Source organism: Limnohabitans lacus (genome assembly GCF_030053395.1).
GTDB classification, from domain to species: domain Bacteria; phylum Pseudomonadota; class Gammaproteobacteria; order Burkholderiales; family Burkholderiaceae_C; genus Limnohabitans_A; species Limnohabitans_A lacus.
In genome coordinates this window covers 58,124-72,421 of sequence record NZ_JASGBH010000006.1, presented here as the reverse complement: position 1 = coordinate 72,421, position 14,298 = coordinate 58,124, and the positions used below count along the sequence as shown (strand labels likewise).

At 62.5% G+C, this 14,298-nt stretch carries 13 protein-coding genes; 5 read left to right on the top strand and 8 right to left on the bottom strand.

The features are described 5' to 3' along the window. Nucleotides 1-8: 8 nt before the first annotated feature. Genes QLQ16_RS09280 through QLQ16_RS09255 form a run of 6 tightly spaced genes read right to left on the bottom strand, consistent with a single transcriptional unit; the run spans nucleotide 9 to nucleotide 5,394 of the window. Nucleotides 9-719: an ABC transporter ATP-binding protein gene (locus tag QLQ16_RS09280; protein WP_283224412.1), complete on the bottom strand. Its 711-nt coding sequence runs from the start codon at nucleotides 717-719 to the stop codon at nucleotides 9-11. Beyond that, nucleotides 716-1,492, bottom strand: coding sequence for an ABC transporter ATP-binding protein (locus QLQ16_RS09275; RefSeq protein ID WP_431310402.1), 777 nt, complete (start codon nucleotides 1,490-1,492; stop codon nucleotides 716-718). Before QLQ16_RS09275 ends, QLQ16_RS09280 begins: the two co-directional genes overlap by 4 nt. Beyond that, nucleotides 1,489-2,481: a branched-chain amino acid ABC transporter permease gene (locus QLQ16_RS09270; RefSeq protein ID WP_283224411.1), complete on the bottom strand. Its 993-nt coding sequence runs from the start codon at nucleotides 2,479-2,481 to the stop codon at nucleotides 1,489-1,491. Before QLQ16_RS09270 ends, QLQ16_RS09275 begins: the two co-directional genes overlap by 4 nt. Next, complete coding sequence (locus QLQ16_RS09265) at nucleotides 2,478-3,350, bottom strand: branched-chain amino acid ABC transporter permease (RefSeq protein WP_283224410.1); 873 nt, start codon at nucleotides 3,348-3,350, stop codon at nucleotides 2,478-2,480. The genes QLQ16_RS09270 and QLQ16_RS09265 overlap by 4 nt, the downstream gene beginning before the upstream one ends. A 15-nt stretch (nucleotides 3,351-3,365) precedes the next feature. Beyond that, a complete protein-coding gene (locus tag QLQ16_RS09260; RefSeq protein WP_283224409.1) occupies nucleotides 3,366-4,568 on the bottom strand; it encodes an ABC transporter substrate-binding protein in 1,203 nt (400 codons plus the stop codon). 22 nt (nucleotides 4,569-4,590) lie between these two features. Next, on the bottom strand, nucleotides 4,591-5,394 hold the full coding sequence (locus QLQ16_RS09255; protein ID WP_283224408.1) for a GntR family transcriptional regulator: 804 nt from the start codon (nucleotides 5,392-5,394) through the stop codon (nucleotides 4,591-4,593). A 195-nt stretch (nucleotides 5,395-5,589) separates the two neighbouring features. On the opposite strand from QLQ16_RS09255, the gene gndA reads away from it, so the two are divergent. Further along, complete coding sequence (gene gndA / locus QLQ16_RS09250; RefSeq protein WP_283224407.1) at nucleotides 5,590-6,999, top strand: NADP-dependent phosphogluconate dehydrogenase; 1,410 nt, start codon at nucleotides 5,590-5,592, stop codon at nucleotides 6,997-6,999. A gap of 35 nt (nucleotides 7,000-7,034) precedes the next feature. Here the strand turns inward: gndA and QLQ16_RS09245 are convergent, their stop codons facing one another. After that, a complete protein-coding gene (locus QLQ16_RS09245) occupies nucleotides 7,035-8,594 on the bottom strand; it encodes an acyl-CoA synthetase (protein WP_283224406.1) in 1,560 nt (519 codons plus the stop codon). 108 nt (nucleotides 8,595-8,702) lie between these two features. Here QLQ16_RS09245 and QLQ16_RS09240 point away from each other — a divergent pair, with 108 nt between their 5' ends. Both QLQ16_RS09240 and miaB read left to right on the top strand, forming a co-directional pair. After that, nucleotides 8,703-9,239, top strand: coding sequence for a DUF2889 domain-containing protein (locus QLQ16_RS09240; protein WP_283224405.1), 537 nt, complete (start codon nucleotides 8,703-8,705; stop codon nucleotides 9,237-9,239). Nucleotides 9,240-9,401: 162 nt separating this feature from the next. Continuing rightward, nucleotides 9,402-10,739 carry a tRNA (N6-isopentenyl adenosine(37)-C2)-methylthiotransferase MiaB gene (gene miaB, locus QLQ16_RS09235; protein WP_283224404.1) on the top strand — a complete coding sequence of 446 codons (1,338 nt, stop codon included), beginning with the start codon at nucleotides 9,402-9,404 and terminating at the stop codon, nucleotides 10,737-10,739. A gap of 85 nt (nucleotides 10,740-10,824) precedes the next feature. Here miaB and QLQ16_RS09230 read toward each other — a convergent pair whose 3' ends face one another. Further along, nucleotides 10,825-11,220 (bottom strand): gamma-glutamylcyclotransferase family protein, encoded by a 396-nt coding sequence (locus QLQ16_RS09230; protein ID WP_283224403.1) that lies wholly within the window; start codon nucleotides 11,218-11,220, stop codon nucleotides 10,825-10,827. 191 nt (nucleotides 11,221-11,411) lie between these two features. Between QLQ16_RS09230 and QLQ16_RS09225 the strand changes: the two genes are divergently transcribed. Both QLQ16_RS09225 and QLQ16_RS09220 read left to right on the top strand, forming a co-directional pair. Further along, nucleotides 11,412-12,803 (top strand): Rieske 2Fe-2S domain-containing protein, encoded by a 1,392-nt coding sequence (locus tag QLQ16_RS09225; RefSeq protein WP_283224402.1) that lies wholly within the window; start codon nucleotides 11,412-11,414, stop codon nucleotides 12,801-12,803. Beyond that, nucleotides 12,800-14,278, top strand: a complete 1,479-nt coding sequence (locus QLQ16_RS09220; RefSeq protein WP_283224401.1) for a glutamine synthetase family protein — start codon at nucleotides 12,800-12,802, stop codon at nucleotides 14,276-14,278. The genes QLQ16_RS09225 and QLQ16_RS09220 overlap by 4 nt, the downstream gene beginning before the upstream one ends. The last annotated feature ends 20 nt before the right edge of the window (nucleotides 14,279-14,298 follow it).

Genomic DNA, 14,298 nt, shown 5'->3' with positions numbered 1-14,298 from the left:
GGTTGACCTCACATGCCCAAATAAGCCTGACGCAGCGTATCGCTGGCCAACAGCTCGGCGGGTGTGCCCGCAAAACGGATCGCGCCGTTTTCCATCACATACGCGCGGTCGGCGATGTCCAGCGACTGGCCCACGTTTTGCTCGACCAGCAAGACCGCCAGACCCGTGCTGCGCAATTGGGCGATCAGCGCAAACATTTCCTCGACCAAGAGCGGCGACAAGCCCAGCGATGGCTCGTCCAAGATCAACAAACGCGGCTCGGCCATGAGGCCCCGGCCAATGGCCAGCATCTGCTGCTCGCCACCGCTGAGCGTGCCCGCCAACTGCGTGACGCGCTCTTTGAGGCGCGGAAAGGTCTCGTACACCTTGTCCAAGTTTTGCGCCCGTCGCTCGCGGCCTCGAGTAAAGGCGCCCAGCTCCAGGTTTTCGTGCACGCTCAGGTTGGGGAAGACCTTGCGGCCCTCGGGCACGTGGATCAAACCATGGGCCACCACCTCGCGCGAATGCCACCCGGTGATGTCTTGGCCATCGAACTGCACCTGCCCACCCCGTGTGGCCACCAGGCCACTGAGCGTGAGGTTGAGCGTGGTTTTGCCTGCGCCATTGCTGCCCAAGAGCGCCACGGTTTCGCCGGGCATGACCTGCAGGTCCACACCGCGCAAAACCTCGACCGCGCCGTAGCCCGATTGCAGACCCTGCACATTCAACAAAGCGTTCATGGCTGGGCCTCCTGGGCGGCTTGGGCTTGGGCCACGTTCTTTTGCAAACGCTCGGCCGTGCCGTGGCCCAGATAGGCCTCGACCACGGCTTTGTTGTTCGTCACTTCGGCGGGCGTGCCGTGGGCAATCAATTGCCCTTGCGCCAGCACCCAGACTTCTTGCGCCAAGCTCATCACGGCTTGCATGACGTGCTCGATCATGAGCACCGTCACGCCGCTTTGCGCAATGCTTTGCACCACCGGGATCATCTCGGCAATTTCTTGCGGGTTCAGCCCGGCCAGCACTTCGTCCAGCAGCAAGAGGCGCGGCCGTGTGGCCAACGCACGGGCCAACTCCAGCCGCTTGCGGCCAGCCACCGTCAGGTCACTCGCCAATTTGTCCAGCTGAGGCGTCAGGCCCACTTGGCCCGCCACCGACTCGGCAAACTCAAGGGCTTGCGCACGGCCCGGCAGGTGCAGGTGGGCACCCACGGCAATGTTTTCACGCACCGTCTGCGCGGCAAAGGGCTGCACGATCTGGAAGGTGCGGGTCAAGCCCATGCGGGCGTTCAGGTGCGGTGCTTGGCCGGTGATGTCTTGCCCGGCAAAACGCACGTGGCCGGTGTCGGGCACGATGAAGCCCGACATCAGCGCAAACAAGGTCGTCTTGCCTGCGCCGTTGGGGCCGATCAAAGCACTCAGACGCCCTTCGGTCACCGACAGGCTGACGTTTTGCACGGCCTTGAGGCCCCCAAAGGATTTGCCCACGCCGTCGATTTGCATCAGCGTGCTCATGATTGGCCTCCGTGTTTGTCGGCTTCAGCAGCCTTGCTGCCGCGCCACCACTGCAGCGGCGTGATGGTGCCCAAGCCTGCAATGCCGCGGGGCAAGAACATCACGATGACGATCAGCACCACGCCGTAGATGACCATGTTGATGCCCGGCAATTGACCGAACAAATTGCGCGTCACATCGGCCAAGATGTGCAGGCTGACTGCCCCAAGCAGCGGGCCCCACAAGGTGCCCAAGCCGCCCACGATCGCGCCCACCAAGGCCTCAACCGAGGTGTGTGAGCCAAAGGCAATGCCCGGATCGATGTACTGGAAAACTTGCACATAAAACGCACCGCCAGCGCCCATCAAACCGCCCGACAAAATGGTGGCCACCAGCTTGACTTGGAAGGGGTTGACACCAATCGCGCGGGCCGCGTCTTCGTTGTCGCGCACCGCTTGCAAATACGCCCCAAAGCGCGACGCCTTGAGCCAGGCCGTGACGCACAGCGCCAGCGTGACCAGGCCCAGCATCAGCCAAATGAAACCCGCACGACTGACAAACTGCATGTTGGCGGCAGACTCCTTGAGCGGCAGCATCAAGCCCACCCCCGCGCCGGTGAAGGGCACCGAGGTGGCCACGATGCGAAACACCTCGGCAAAAGCCAATGTGACCAGCGCAAAGTAAGACCCCTTGAGGCCATAGCGAAACGATGCCGCGCCCACAAAGGCGCCCACACCGGCGGCAAAAGCCATGGCCAGCGGCAAGGCCACCCAGGGGCTCAAGCCCCACTGCATTTGCGCGATGGCCTGCACATAAGCGCCCGTGCCAAAAAACAGCGCGTGTCCGAATGAAAACTGCCCACCAAAACCACCCAGCACATTCCACGCTTGCGAAAGCAAGCAAGCGTACAAAGCGGTCATCACAAAATTGAGCACCACACCCGACTGGGTGAAGAACGGCACGGCCCCGATGAGCAGTGCAAACAGCGCAATGCGGCGAAAGTCTTTCATGCTTTCGCTCCAAAAAAGCCCTGCGGTCTGAACATCAGCACCACAATGAAAATCACAAAAATACCCACCTGGCCCAGCGACTCACCCAGCAACAAACCACCCAGCGACTCCACCACACCAATGAGCAAACCGCCCAGCAATGCCCCAGCAAAGCTGCCCATGCCGCCCAGCACCACGATGGTGAAGGCCACCAGCACAAAGCCATTGCCCACCTGCGGGTTCACGTAATAAGCAGGCAACAAAAAGCAGGCCGCAGCGCCCAGACTGGCCAGGCCCAAGCCAAAGCACATGGCATACACATGGTCCACATCGATGCCCATCAAACGTGCGCCTTGCTTTTCTTTGGACACGGCACGGATGGCGCGGCCCAAATCGGTTTTTTGCACGATGAGCAGCAGCACTGCCGACACCACCAAGGCCCCGGCAAAGGCCACCAGCTTGGGCAATGCGATGAAGGCCGGGCCGATCTCGACCGTGCTCAAGGTGTAGGCGGTGTCGATGCTGCGTGTGTCCGACTTGAAAAACAGCAGCGCCAGGTTTTCCAGCACGATGGACAAGCCCAGCGTGACCAGCAAAATGTTTTCGTCCTTGCCATGGCTGGCGCGGTTGATGACCCCGCGCTGCAAGGCATAGCCCAGCACGAACATGGCGGGCACCATGATCGGCAAGGCCATGTAGGGATCGACCCCGAGCTTTTCCTTGAGCAAGTACACGCCATACAGCGACACCATCAAAGCCGCGCCATGCGCGAAATTGATGATGTGCAGCACGCCATAAATCAGCGTCAGGCCCAGCGCAATGAGCGCATACACGGCACCGGTGGTGATGCCGTTGAGCACGGATGGGAAAAGGATGTTCCAGTCGAGCATCGGGGTCCTTGTGGCTTAGCCCTTGAGTGGGAAGACCGGTTCCACTTCGCGGTAGTCGCGCGGCACGATCACCTTGATGTCGCCCTTGTGGACCTGCGTCATCAAAGGCTGTGCGCCCATGTTCTGGCCGTTCACAAACTGTGTGGGGCCGTAGGGCATGATGTGGTTTTCAAACTTGCTCGAAGCCAAAGCGTCGATGATGGCGGCGCGGTCAGGCGACTTGGCGCGCTCGATCGCATCGGCCAACAGCATCATGGCGGTGTAGGTCATGAACACTTCGTAGCTGAAGAACTGACCTTGGGCTTCGACACGCTTTTTCAGTTCAGCCGAGCGCTTGTCTTTGGGGTTGAACCAGTGGTTGCAGTCGATGATGCCGTTGGCCGCCTCTGGGAACTCCTTGACGAACTTGTAGCTCGACGCCGCACCACCCAACACCGAATAGATGGCCTTGGGCGTGATCTTTTGCTGCTGCAAGGTGCGCACCAACAGGGCGTATTCGTTGTAGTAGTTGGCAGGGATCAAGATGTCGGGATTGACCTGCTTGATGCGCAGCGCGATGTTGTTGAAGTCACGCGTGGGGTTGGCGTGCTTGATGATCTCTTTGACCTCGTAGCCATAGCCGGGCAGCTCTTTGGCCAGCAAGTTGGCGGTGCCTGTGCCAAACAGCGACTCTTCGTGCACGATCATCACGGTGCGGGCGGGCTTGCCAGCGGCGGTGTTCAGGGCGTGCAGGCTGGCCACGGCGACTTCGGCGCACTTTTTGTAGCCAGGGCCAAAGCGGAAGGTGTTCTTCAGGCCGCGCTCAACGATCTGGTCGGCCACGCCGACATCGACCACGTGGGGCAAGTTGTACTTGGCAGCCGCTTGTGTGGTGGCCAGACAAATGGCGGATGCGAAGGCACCGACGACAGCGCTCACACCGGCTTCGTTCATCTTCTCGATTTCAGCAATGCCCGCTTGCGGGTTGGACTGGGCATCGCCCAGCATGGCTTCGAGCTTGGCGCCGCCCAGCGACTTGATGCCGCCGGCCTTGTTGATGTCTTCGATCGCCATTTGCGCACCCATGCGGCACTGCTGGCCCGAGTAAGCCAAGGCGCCCGTGACGGGGTGCAAAACACCGATCTTGATGGGCTTGGGTTGTGCCCCTCCCACCAACGGAAACGCGAGTGCCGAAGCCGCAGCAGCGGACTGGCCCATAAAGGTACGACGTGTGGTCATGGAAACATCCTTTGTGTGAAGGTCAATGAAAGTTGGCGGACAACTCCTGGCTTACCCACACCTTGGCATCGATGCTGCCAACGCGCGACAACTGCATTTGGTATTCGTACCGGTCCGGGCGGTACAAGCCATGCAGCCATTGGACGGGACGGTCGTCCTCGTCGTAGATCAAACGTCGTACCGCCAACAAGGCCGATCCGACAGCAACATCCAGGTGCTGGGCCATGCCCACATCGGCCAAGCGGGCCGAAATGGTTTGCTCAGCACGCCCCACCTTGACGCCCGACTCTTCGAGCAACACCAAGATGGGCTTTTGCATCAGTTCACGTTTGCCAAAGCCCGACGAAATGGACTCGGGCACCCAGGTGGTGATGTGCGACAAAGGCCCTTCGGGCGTGCTGCGCACACGCTCGGCCTTTTGCACAGCCGCACCGGCTTGCAACTGCAAAGCGGCCGCCACATCCACCGGCGCACGCATGCGCTCGACCGACAAGACCTTGACCTTGGTGCGCAGGCCCATGGTGACCAGGTTCTCCAGCAAGCCCGTCAGTCGCGCCTGCTGGCCTGTGGCCATGGTGGAAGCCTGCATCTGCACCTCGTTGGCACGCGCCACCACGGGGCGGGTGCCGCGACCGGGCTCGCGGCTGATCAGGCCTTCTTGCGCCAACTGCGACAAGGCACGGCGCACCGTGACGCGGGCCACACCAAACTGGTCCATCAAAGCCATCTCGCCCGGCAAGCCGGCATCAAAGCGGCCCTCGCGCAGTTGCTCGCGCAGCACCAGATAAATCTGGTGGTACTTGGGCAAAGGCAGGTTGGCATTCATGGGGGCTATCGTTCATCAGTCCTAATGTCCTGTCAATAGAACAATCAGGTCCTATCGGTAGGACATTTCACTGGGGATTTCCCGTAGACGCGATCAACGACAGCGACAGGTTCAAGCTCTGAGCTGTTGCAAAATCAGGGGCACAAGCCATACGAAACTTCTACGTCTGGCTGTCTCCTTTCCTCTAAAGAACACATGCAAGCAAGCGATATCGGCCTGGTGGGCCTGGGCGTGATGGGTGAAAACCTGGCCCTGAATCTGGAGCGCAACGGCTTTGCCGTCAGCGGTTTTGATCTGGACGCGGCGCGGCGTCAAAGCTTTGCCCAACGCACCCAGGGCCTCAAGGCCCACACGGCCGAGTCATTGGCCCAGCTGGTGGCCAGCCTGCAAGTGCCGCGCCGTGTGTGGCTGATGGTGCCCGCAGGTGCACCGGTGGACGCCGTGCTGGCCGAGCTGCGCCCCCTGCTGGCTGCGGGCGATGTGGTCATCGACGGCGGCAACACCTTGTTCACCGACACCCAGCGGCGCATGGCGGCGCTGGAGGGCTCGGGCATCTTGTATGTGGGCGCAGGCGTGAGCGGCGGCGAAGAAGGTGCCCTGCGCGGCCCGGCGCTCATGCCCGGCGGCTCGCCCGAGGCCTGGCCCCTGGTCAAGCCCCTGCTGCAAGCCATCGCCGCCAAAGCCGACGACGGCCAGCCCTGCTGCGACTGGATGGGCCACGGGGGTGCCGGTCACTTTGTGAAGATGGTGCACAACGGCATCGAATACGCCGACATGCAAATGATCTGCGAAGCCTATTTCTTGATGCAGCAATGCCTGGGCATGAGCGCCGCCGAGATGAGCCCAGTCTTTGCGCACTGGAACGAAGGCGAGCTGGGCAGCTACCTGATCGGCATCACCGCCGACATCTTGAAGCAAACCGACCCCGAGACCGGCGACGCCTTGGTCAACGTGATCTTGGACACCGCCGAGCAAAAAGGCACCGGCAAATGGACCAGCCAGATCGCGCTGGACATGGGCGTGACCGCGCCCACGATTGCCGACGCTGTGTTTGCCCGCACCGTGAGCGCCATCCAGCCCGAGCGCGTGACTGCGTCCAAAATTTTGAAAGGCCCTGTGGCCAAGGTGGCGGGCGAGCGCACTGCCGTGCTGCCCAAGATCCAACGCGCCTTGCTGGCCGCCAAGCTGTGCGCCTATGCGCAAGGCTTTGCGCTGCTCAAAGCCGCTGACCGCGAACACCAGTGGGCACTGCCCATGGCCAAGGTGGCCTCGGTCTGGCGTGCGGGGTGCATCATCCGCGCCCACCTGCTGGAAGACATGCGCCGCGCCTTTGCAGCGAACAACGATTTGCGCAACCTGCTGGTGGACAGCCACTTTGCCAGCGTGATGGCCGACTGCGAGCAAGACCTGCGCGAAGTGGTGGCCATGGCCGCGCTGAGCGGCGTGGCCGTGCCCGCCTTCATGAGCGCCCTGTCGTATTACGACGCCTACCGGTCCGCCCGCCTGCCCGCCAACTTGCTGCAGGCACAGCGCGACTACTTTGGCGCACACACCTACCAGCGCACCGACAAGCCCGGCAAGTTCCACACCCGCTGGGGCAGTTGAGCGCCCCCACTTGAGCGCCCCGGCCTGGCGATGCCTCAGGCGTAACGCACCCGCAAATCCCGCTTGAGCAGTTTGCCGCTCGGGTTCTTGGGCAGCGCGTCCGTGAAGACCACGCGCTTAGGGCACTTGAAGCCCGCCATCTGCTGGGCGCAATGCGCCATCACCGCCGCCTCGTCCAGCGCCTGCCCGGCCTTGACCACGATGACCGCCGTCACGGCCTCGACCCACTTGGGGTCGGGCAATCCAATCACGGCCACTTCGCTCACTTGCGGCAGTCGGTAGATCATCTCTTCCACTTCGCGGCTGGCCACGTTTTCACCGCCGGACTTGATCATGTCCTTCTTGCGGTCCACCACGGTGATGTAGCCCTCGTCGTCGATGATCCCCAAGTCCCCGCTGTGGAACCAGTCACCCTCAAAGGAGGCCTTGGTGCGCTCGTCGTCGTGAAAGTAGCCCAGCATCAAATGCGGCGAGCGGTGCACGATCTCGCCCACCTCGCCCACGGCCACGTCCTGCATGTCATCGTTGACCACACGGGTCTCGACGTTGCGCACCGCTTTGCCGCAGGAGCCGGGTTTGCGCAGTTGGTCGTCAGGGCCGAGCATGGTGGCCAAGGGCGCAATTTCGGTCTGGCCGTACAGGTTCCACAAGCGCACCTTGGGCAGTCGAGAGGCCAGCTCTTTGAGCACCTCGACCGGCATGATGGACGCGCCGTAATAGCCCTTGGCCAGTTGAGAGAGCTTGTCAGCGTCGAGCAGCGGCGAGCGCAGCAGCGCGATCCACACCGTGGGCGGCGCAAAGAAACTGGTGATGCCAAACTTTTCGAGCATGGGCAGCAAGTTGTCAGGCGTGGGCTTGGACGTGATGACGTTGGTGCTGCCCATGTAAATGGCCGGGCCAAAGAACACATCGAGCTGGGCGCAGTGGTACAGCGGCAGCGCGTGCAGGGCCACGTCGGCCTCGGCAATTTCGGCATCGATCACGCAGCTGACGTATTGCCACAGCACCGCATCGTGTGTGAGCTGCGCGCCTTTGGGCGACGACTCGGTGCCGCTGGTGTAGACGATCTGCGCCACATCGTGGCTGCCCAGCTGCACCTCAGGCAAGGCATCGGTGCAGGCGGCCAGCGTGTCAAAGCTGTGCATGCCCGCCACGGGCTGGCTTGGGTCTTCGGAAGGCAGCCAAATGAACTGCTGCACTTGTGTGTCCAGCTTGCTGGCAGCCTGCGCCAGCTCGGCCAGGCCGCTGTCGGTGGCCAGGGTCTTGGCGCCCGCGTGGCGCAAGATATAAGCCACCTCTTCGGCCTTGAGCATGAAGTTGATCGGCACCATGACCGCACCCCGACGGGCCAACGCAAACCGCAAGGCGCCAAAACCGTGCGAGTTGCGGGCCAGCACCGCGACCTTGTCGCCCTCGGCCACGCCGATGCTGGCCAAGCCAGCGGCCAGGCGGCTCACCAGCGCATCGAACTCGGCATAGGTCCAAGTGGTGGCACCACACACGATGCCGGTTTTGTGAGGCAGGCGGATCGCGGTGCGGCGCAGGGCATCGGCAATGGTCTGGCGGCGAACAGCGGGGTGGATGTTGTGGGACATGGCGCAGGCTCCTGCATCGATATGATCGGAAGATTGAACACCAGACCCGCGAGAATTCCATTGGCACTACCCCCAGCATCCCCCCGAAAACTGTCACATACGCGAACCGTGGTCTACAACGGTTATGACCGCGAAGACGGCCTGTGGGACATCGAAGCCGAACTGACCGACGTGAAAACCTTTGGCTTCAGCGTGCCCAACGAGCGCCCCTTCCCGGCCAACGAACCGATCCACGGCTTGAAGATCCGCGTCACGCTGAACAACAAAATGGTCATCCAGGACATCGTCACCGCGATGGACGACATCCCCCACCCCGAATGCGCAGGCGCACCGCATGGCATGCACAAACTCATCGGCCAAACCATGGGCCCGGGCTGGCGCAAGGTGATCAACGAACACGTGGGTGGCACCGAAGGCTGCACCCACCTGCGAGAACTTTTGTTCAATATGGCGACCGCTGCCTACCAAACCCTGCCCGCAGGCCAATGGCACCGCCGCGAACAAGCCGGCCAGCCCCAACCCGAAATCACCAAACCGCCCTACCACCTGGGCCAATGCCACAGCTGGGCCTATGACAGCCCGACGGTGCAGAGGGCTTACCCGATGTTTTTCAAGCCGAAGGTGATTGAGACACCGGGGAACTGAGCTGGGGCTGGCCTGCGATAATCTGCCACTTCCAAAGCGCATCCGCGCTTTTCTTTTTCACAGCCTCTGGATCTACACCATGAACCGCTGCACTCTGGCCCTTCGCGGGCGTGCTTTGCTTTGCCTTGACTTCATCACCTCCCTGACTGCCGTGGAGGCCGCATGAGCAAGAAGGTCTTCATCAAAACCTTTGGCTGCCAGATGAACGAGTACGACTCGGACAAGATGGCCGATGTGCTGGGCGCGGCCCAAGGCTACGAGCCCACGCAGGACTTGGACGAGGCCGATCTGATTTTGTTCAACACCTGCTCGGTGCGCGAGAAGGCGCAAGAAAAAGTGTTCAGCGATCTGGGTCGGGTGCAGCACCTGAAAGCCAAGGGCGTGCTGATTGGCGTGGGCGGCTGCGTGGCCAGCCAGGAGGGCGCCGAGATCATCAAGCGTGCGCCTTATGTGGACGTGGTGTTTGGCCCGCAGACCCTGCACCGCCTGCCCGAGATGCTGGCAGAGCGCGAGCGCAAGCAGCGCCCGCAGGTGGACATCAGCTTCCCCGAGATTGAAAAGTTTGACCACCTGCCACCCGCCAAGGTGGAAGGCGCCACCGCCTTTGTGTCGATCATGGAAGGTTGCAGCAAATATTGCAGCTATTGCGTGGTGCCCTACACCCGTGGCGAAGAGGTCTCTCGCCCGTTTGACGATGTGCTGGTCGAGATCGCAGGGCTGGCAGCGCAGGGCGTGAAAGAAATCACCTTGCTGGGCCAAAACGTGAATGCTTACCGGGGCAAGATGGGCGGCACCTCAGACATTGCCGACTTTGCGCTGCTGCTGGAATACGTGGCCGACATGCCAGGCATCGAGCGCATCCGTTACGTGACCAGCCACCCCAACGAGTTCACGCAGCGCCTGATCGACGCTTACGAAAAAATCCCCAAACTGGTGAGCCATTTGCACCTGCCGGTGCAGCACGGATCAGACAAAATTTTGATGGCCATGAAGCGCGGCTACACCGCCATGGAATACAAGAGCACGATCCGCAAGCTGCGGGCGATTCGCCCCGACATGTCGCTCAGCAGCGATTTCATCGTGGGCTTCCCCGGCGAGACCGAAGACGACTTCAACAAGATGATGAAGCTGATCACCGATGTGGGTTTTGACACGAGTTTCAGCTTCATCTTCAGCCCCCGCCCCGGCACACCTGCGGCCAACCTGCATGACGACACGCCGCACGAAGTGAAGCTGCGCCGCCTGCACCACCTGCAAGCGACCATCGAAGAGAACGTACAGCGCATTGGCGACAGCCGCGTGGGCACGGTGCAGCGCATTTTGGTGGAGCGCCCTTCACGCAAGGACGCCACCGAACTGGCCGGGCGCACCGAGTGCAACCGGGTGGTCAACTTCCCCGGCGGCCCCAACATGGACCGCCTGATCGGTCAGATGGCCGATGTGCGCATCACCCAAGGCCTGTCGCACTCGCTGCGGGGTGAGTTGGTGATTCGGGATTGATTTGATAGGAGCCCACCCTGTGGGCGATCGCTTGCAGCGTTGCGGAGGGTTCATCGCCCACAGGGTGGGCTCCTACGCAGTACGGTTAGGACTCACGCCCGACTTCGCGAATGTAGCGGCGGTAGTCGCCGTGCGGGATGGGCCTGCAGCCTTCGGTCGGGCAGTTGTAGACATAGGTCTGCACCCTTTGGCCTTGCAGCGGGCCACCAACCACCGTGAATCCCTCGCGCCAGTATTGCGAGGCGGCGCGGTCCCCAGGCACCATGTCTTCCACTGCATCGAGCCGCGCCAGGTGCGCGTCATCGACTTCATAGACTTCGCCGGTGACTTGGCCCTCGCCGTGCAGCAAGCCTGGGTAGCGCCCCAGATCGACCAGTCGGCCCGGCACCTGAGCTGCCCCCATGAAACGGGCGCCGCGCATTTCGGCCTCCAGACGCAAACCGGGCATCAAGGTGCCGTAGATGAAAAGAGCGTGTTGCATGGGCTGGATTTTGCGCCAATGTGGTCCACTTTGACCGCCTCGAATTGACACGCGTCAAGCCACGCCCACCGTGTCGCCTGTTGGCAGGCCGGGCCCACGTAGCCGTTTAAACTGTTCTCCGAGAGACAAGCGTGACCCACCACGGTGAGTGCATGCACCAGGCAAACACCAGGCACAAGCCAGAGGCGCCCATGAAAGCAGAACAAAACGAACTCATCACCCGCATCGGGCCAGGCACGCCGTGCGGTGCGGTGATGCGCCACTATTGGCAGCCCGTGGCGCTGGTGGACGAGTTCAACCCCGCGCTCGATCCGTGCATGGCGATTCGCCCCGTCAAAGCGGTGCGCCTATTGGGGCAGGACTTGGTGCTGTTTCGCAACGCGCAGGGCGACTACGGCTTGCTCGACCGCGACTGCCCGCACCGGGGCGCGGACCTGGCCTTTGGCCGCAACGAAGGCGATGGCCTGCGCTGCCCATTCCACGGCTGGAAGTTCGACGTGACAGGCCAGTGCATCGAAACCCCTGCGGAGCCCACCGGCAGCACGCTGTGCAATCGTGTGCGCCAGCGCAGCTACCCCATCATCGAACGCAGCGGCATTTTGTTTGGCTGGTTTGGCCCCGAAGGCCAGACCCCGCCGCCACTGCCGGGCATCGACGCCTTCAGTGCCCCGGCCACCCACACCTTTGCCTTCAAAGGGCTGTGGCACTGCAACTGGCTGCAGGCCTTTGAGGTGGGCATTGACCCGGCACATGCGTCGTACCTGCACCGCTTTTTCAATGACGAGTCGCTGGAAGGCAGCTATGGCCGCCAGTTCCGGGGCGCGAGTGCGGGCGATGTGCAAGGCGAGCGCTGGCCCATGACGCGGGTGATGCGCGAGCTGGACCAGCCCGAGATTTCATTTGAGCCCACCGACGCGGGCATGCGATTGACGGCCCTGCGCCCGATCAACGACGCACTCACGCATGTGCGGGTGACCAACGCACTGTTCCCACACACCTTTGTGATTCCACTGTCCGAGAGCATGACCATCACGCAGATGCATGTGCCGGTAGACGACACGCACACCTATTGGTATTCGGTGTTCACCAGCTTTGACGGCCCGGTGGACAAAGAAGCCATGCGCAAGCAGCGCCTGCCCTCGGTCACGCTGCCCGACTACATCCCCAAAGCGGGCAAACACAACCACTGGGGCTTTAACCCCGAAGAGCAAGTTTCGCGCACCTACTTGGGCATGGGCGAAGACGACATCAATGTGCACGACCAGTGGGCCTGCGAGAGCATGGGCGCGATCCAAGACCGCACCCGCGAACACCTGGGTACCAGCGACAAGGTGATCATGGCGAACCGGCGCATTTTGCTCAAAGCCATAGAGACCGTTCAGGCCGGTGGCTTACCACCAGGCTTTGCACAAGACGCCGTGGCCAGCCAGCGCATGGGGCCTGACACGGTGGACGGCATCGCCCCCAGCGGCCAGTGGCCACAGTGGTGGCGCGAGGCCTGCGATGCCAAGCGCCGCGGCGCACCGTGGGACGCAGCACTGCCGGGTGATGTGGCTGCTTCTGCCGACACGAGCGCAGCATGAGCTTCGTTGAACGCTGCGACCTAAACAGCCGCGAACGTGAAACCGCTTGCGAGCAGTTATTGCGGCAGGTCGAGGCCTCGGGCATCGAGCTGATCCGCCTCGGCTGGTGCGACCTGCACGGCGTGGTGCGCGGCAAAACGATCGTGGCTTCGCAGCTGCGCCAGGCACTGGCCAACGGCATCGGCATGGTCAGCACCTTGCTGCTCAAAGACAGCTCGGACCGCACCGCCTTCAAAGTGTTCGAGCAGGGCATCGAAGAGACCCTGCCCGGCTTTGCCGGGGCGAGCAACTTCACGCTCATGCCCGACCCGGCCAGCTGGCATGTGCTGCCCTGGACCGAAAAAACCGGCTGGCTGCAGTGCCAGCCCTTTTTTGCGGATGGCCGCATCGTGCCCCTGGACTCGCGCCATGTGTTGCAGCAAGCCGTGCAGCGCCTGACCGATCGCGGATGGCAGATGCGCTGCGGGCTGGAAGTGGAGTTCCACATCTACCGCCTCAAAGACCCGCTGCACGGCGCAGACCTGGACCCGGACCGCGCCGACTGGCCCGGCCCTGCGCCCGAAGTCAACCTGATCCACCCGGGCTACAACCTGCTGACCGAGGGCTGGTTTGACCGGGCCGAAGAGCCGCTGCGCATCGTGCAGCGCACCGCGCAGGCCCTTGGCCTGCCGCTGATCTCGCTTGAAATCGAACTGGGCCCCAGCCAGGTGGAGGCGGTGTTTGACGTCCGCGATGTGCTGACGGCCGCCGACCACATGGTGCTGTTTCGCAACGCCACGCGCCAGGCCCTGCGCCGCGCTGGCTACCACGCCACCTTCATGTGCCGCCCGCCGTTTGAGCACATCATGTCGAGCGGCTGGCACCTGCACCAATCCCTCTGCGAAGCAAGCACTGGCCGCAACGTGTTCATGCGGGATGCGGCCGCACCAGGTGGTGCGCTGGATGCGCGGCAGGTGCTGAGCGATATGGGTGCGTCTTGGCTGGCGGGTCTGCTGTCGCATGCCCCAGCGCTCACGGCCCTGTGTACCTCCACCAGCAATGGCTATGGACGCTTCAGGCCCAACGCCATGGCGCCGCAGTCGATTTTGTGGGGACGCGACAACCGGGGCGCGATGCTGCGTGTCATTGGCGCACCCGGCGACAACGCCACCCGCATTGAAAACCGCTTGGGCGAACCCGCGGCCAACCCTTACCTGTACATGGCCTCACAAATCCATGCGGGACTCGATGGCTTAGACGCCCAACTGCAAGCGCCACCCGCCACCGAAACACCGTACTCTGCAGGCGCTGCCACCATTCCGACCAGTCTGGCCCATGCGGTGCAGGCGCTGCAAGCCGATGCCGCTTTGTGCCAAGCCATGGGCCAGCCCTTTGTGGACTACTACAGCACCATCAAAAAGGCCGAGCACCAGCGCATGGTGCAAGCCGAGGACGCGACGGAGTTTCACAAGCGTGAATACTTCGGCCGAATTTAGAAACCACTGAGAGCGCGCAT

What these genes read in the sequence shown, in the direction of transcription:
- QLQ16_RS09280 (WP_283224412.1), bottom strand. Translation starts at nt 719, where the DNA reads ATGAACGCTTTGTTGAATGTGCAGGGTCTGCAATCGGGCTACGGCGCG.
- QLQ16_RS09275 (WP_431310402.1), bottom strand. Translation starts at nt 1,492, where the DNA reads ATGAGCACGCTGATGCAAATCGACGGCGTGGGCAAATCCTTTGGGGGC.
- QLQ16_RS09270 (WP_283224411.1), bottom strand. Translation starts at nt 2,481, where the DNA reads ATGAAAGACTTTCGCCGCATTGCGCTGTTTGCACTGCTCATCGGGGCC.
- QLQ16_RS09265 (WP_283224410.1), bottom strand. Translation starts at nt 3,350, where the DNA reads ATGCTCGACTGGAACATCCTTTTCCCATCCGTGCTCAACGGCATCACC.
- QLQ16_RS09260 (WP_283224409.1), bottom strand. Translation starts at nt 4,568, where the DNA reads ATGACCACACGTCGTACCTTTATGGGCCAGTCCGCTGCTGCGGCTTCG.
- QLQ16_RS09255 (WP_283224408.1), bottom strand. Translation starts at nt 5,394, where the DNA reads ATGAATGCCAACCTGCCTTTGCCCAAGTACCACCAGATTTATCTGGTG.
- gndA (WP_283224407.1), top strand. Translation starts at nt 5,590, where the DNA reads ATGCAAGCAAGCGATATCGGCCTGGTGGGCCTGGGCGTGATGGGTGAA.
- QLQ16_RS09245 (WP_283224406.1), bottom strand. Translation starts at nt 8,594, where the DNA reads ATGTCCCACAACATCCACCCCGCTGTTCGCCGCCAGACCATTGCCGAT.
- miaB (WP_283224404.1), top strand. Translation starts at nt 9,402, where the DNA reads ATGAGCAAGAAGGTCTTCATCAAAACCTTTGGCTGCCAGATGAACGAG.
- QLQ16_RS09230 (WP_283224403.1), bottom strand. Translation starts at nt 11,220, where the DNA reads ATGCAACACGCTCTTTTCATCTACGGCACCTTGATGCCCGGTTTGCGT.
- QLQ16_RS09225 (WP_283224402.1), top strand. Translation starts at nt 11,412, where the DNA reads ATGAAAGCAGAACAAAACGAACTCATCACCCGCATCGGGCCAGGCACG.
- QLQ16_RS09220 (WP_283224401.1), top strand. Translation starts at nt 12,800, where the DNA reads ATGAGCTTCGTTGAACGCTGCGACCTAAACAGCCGCGAACGTGAAACC.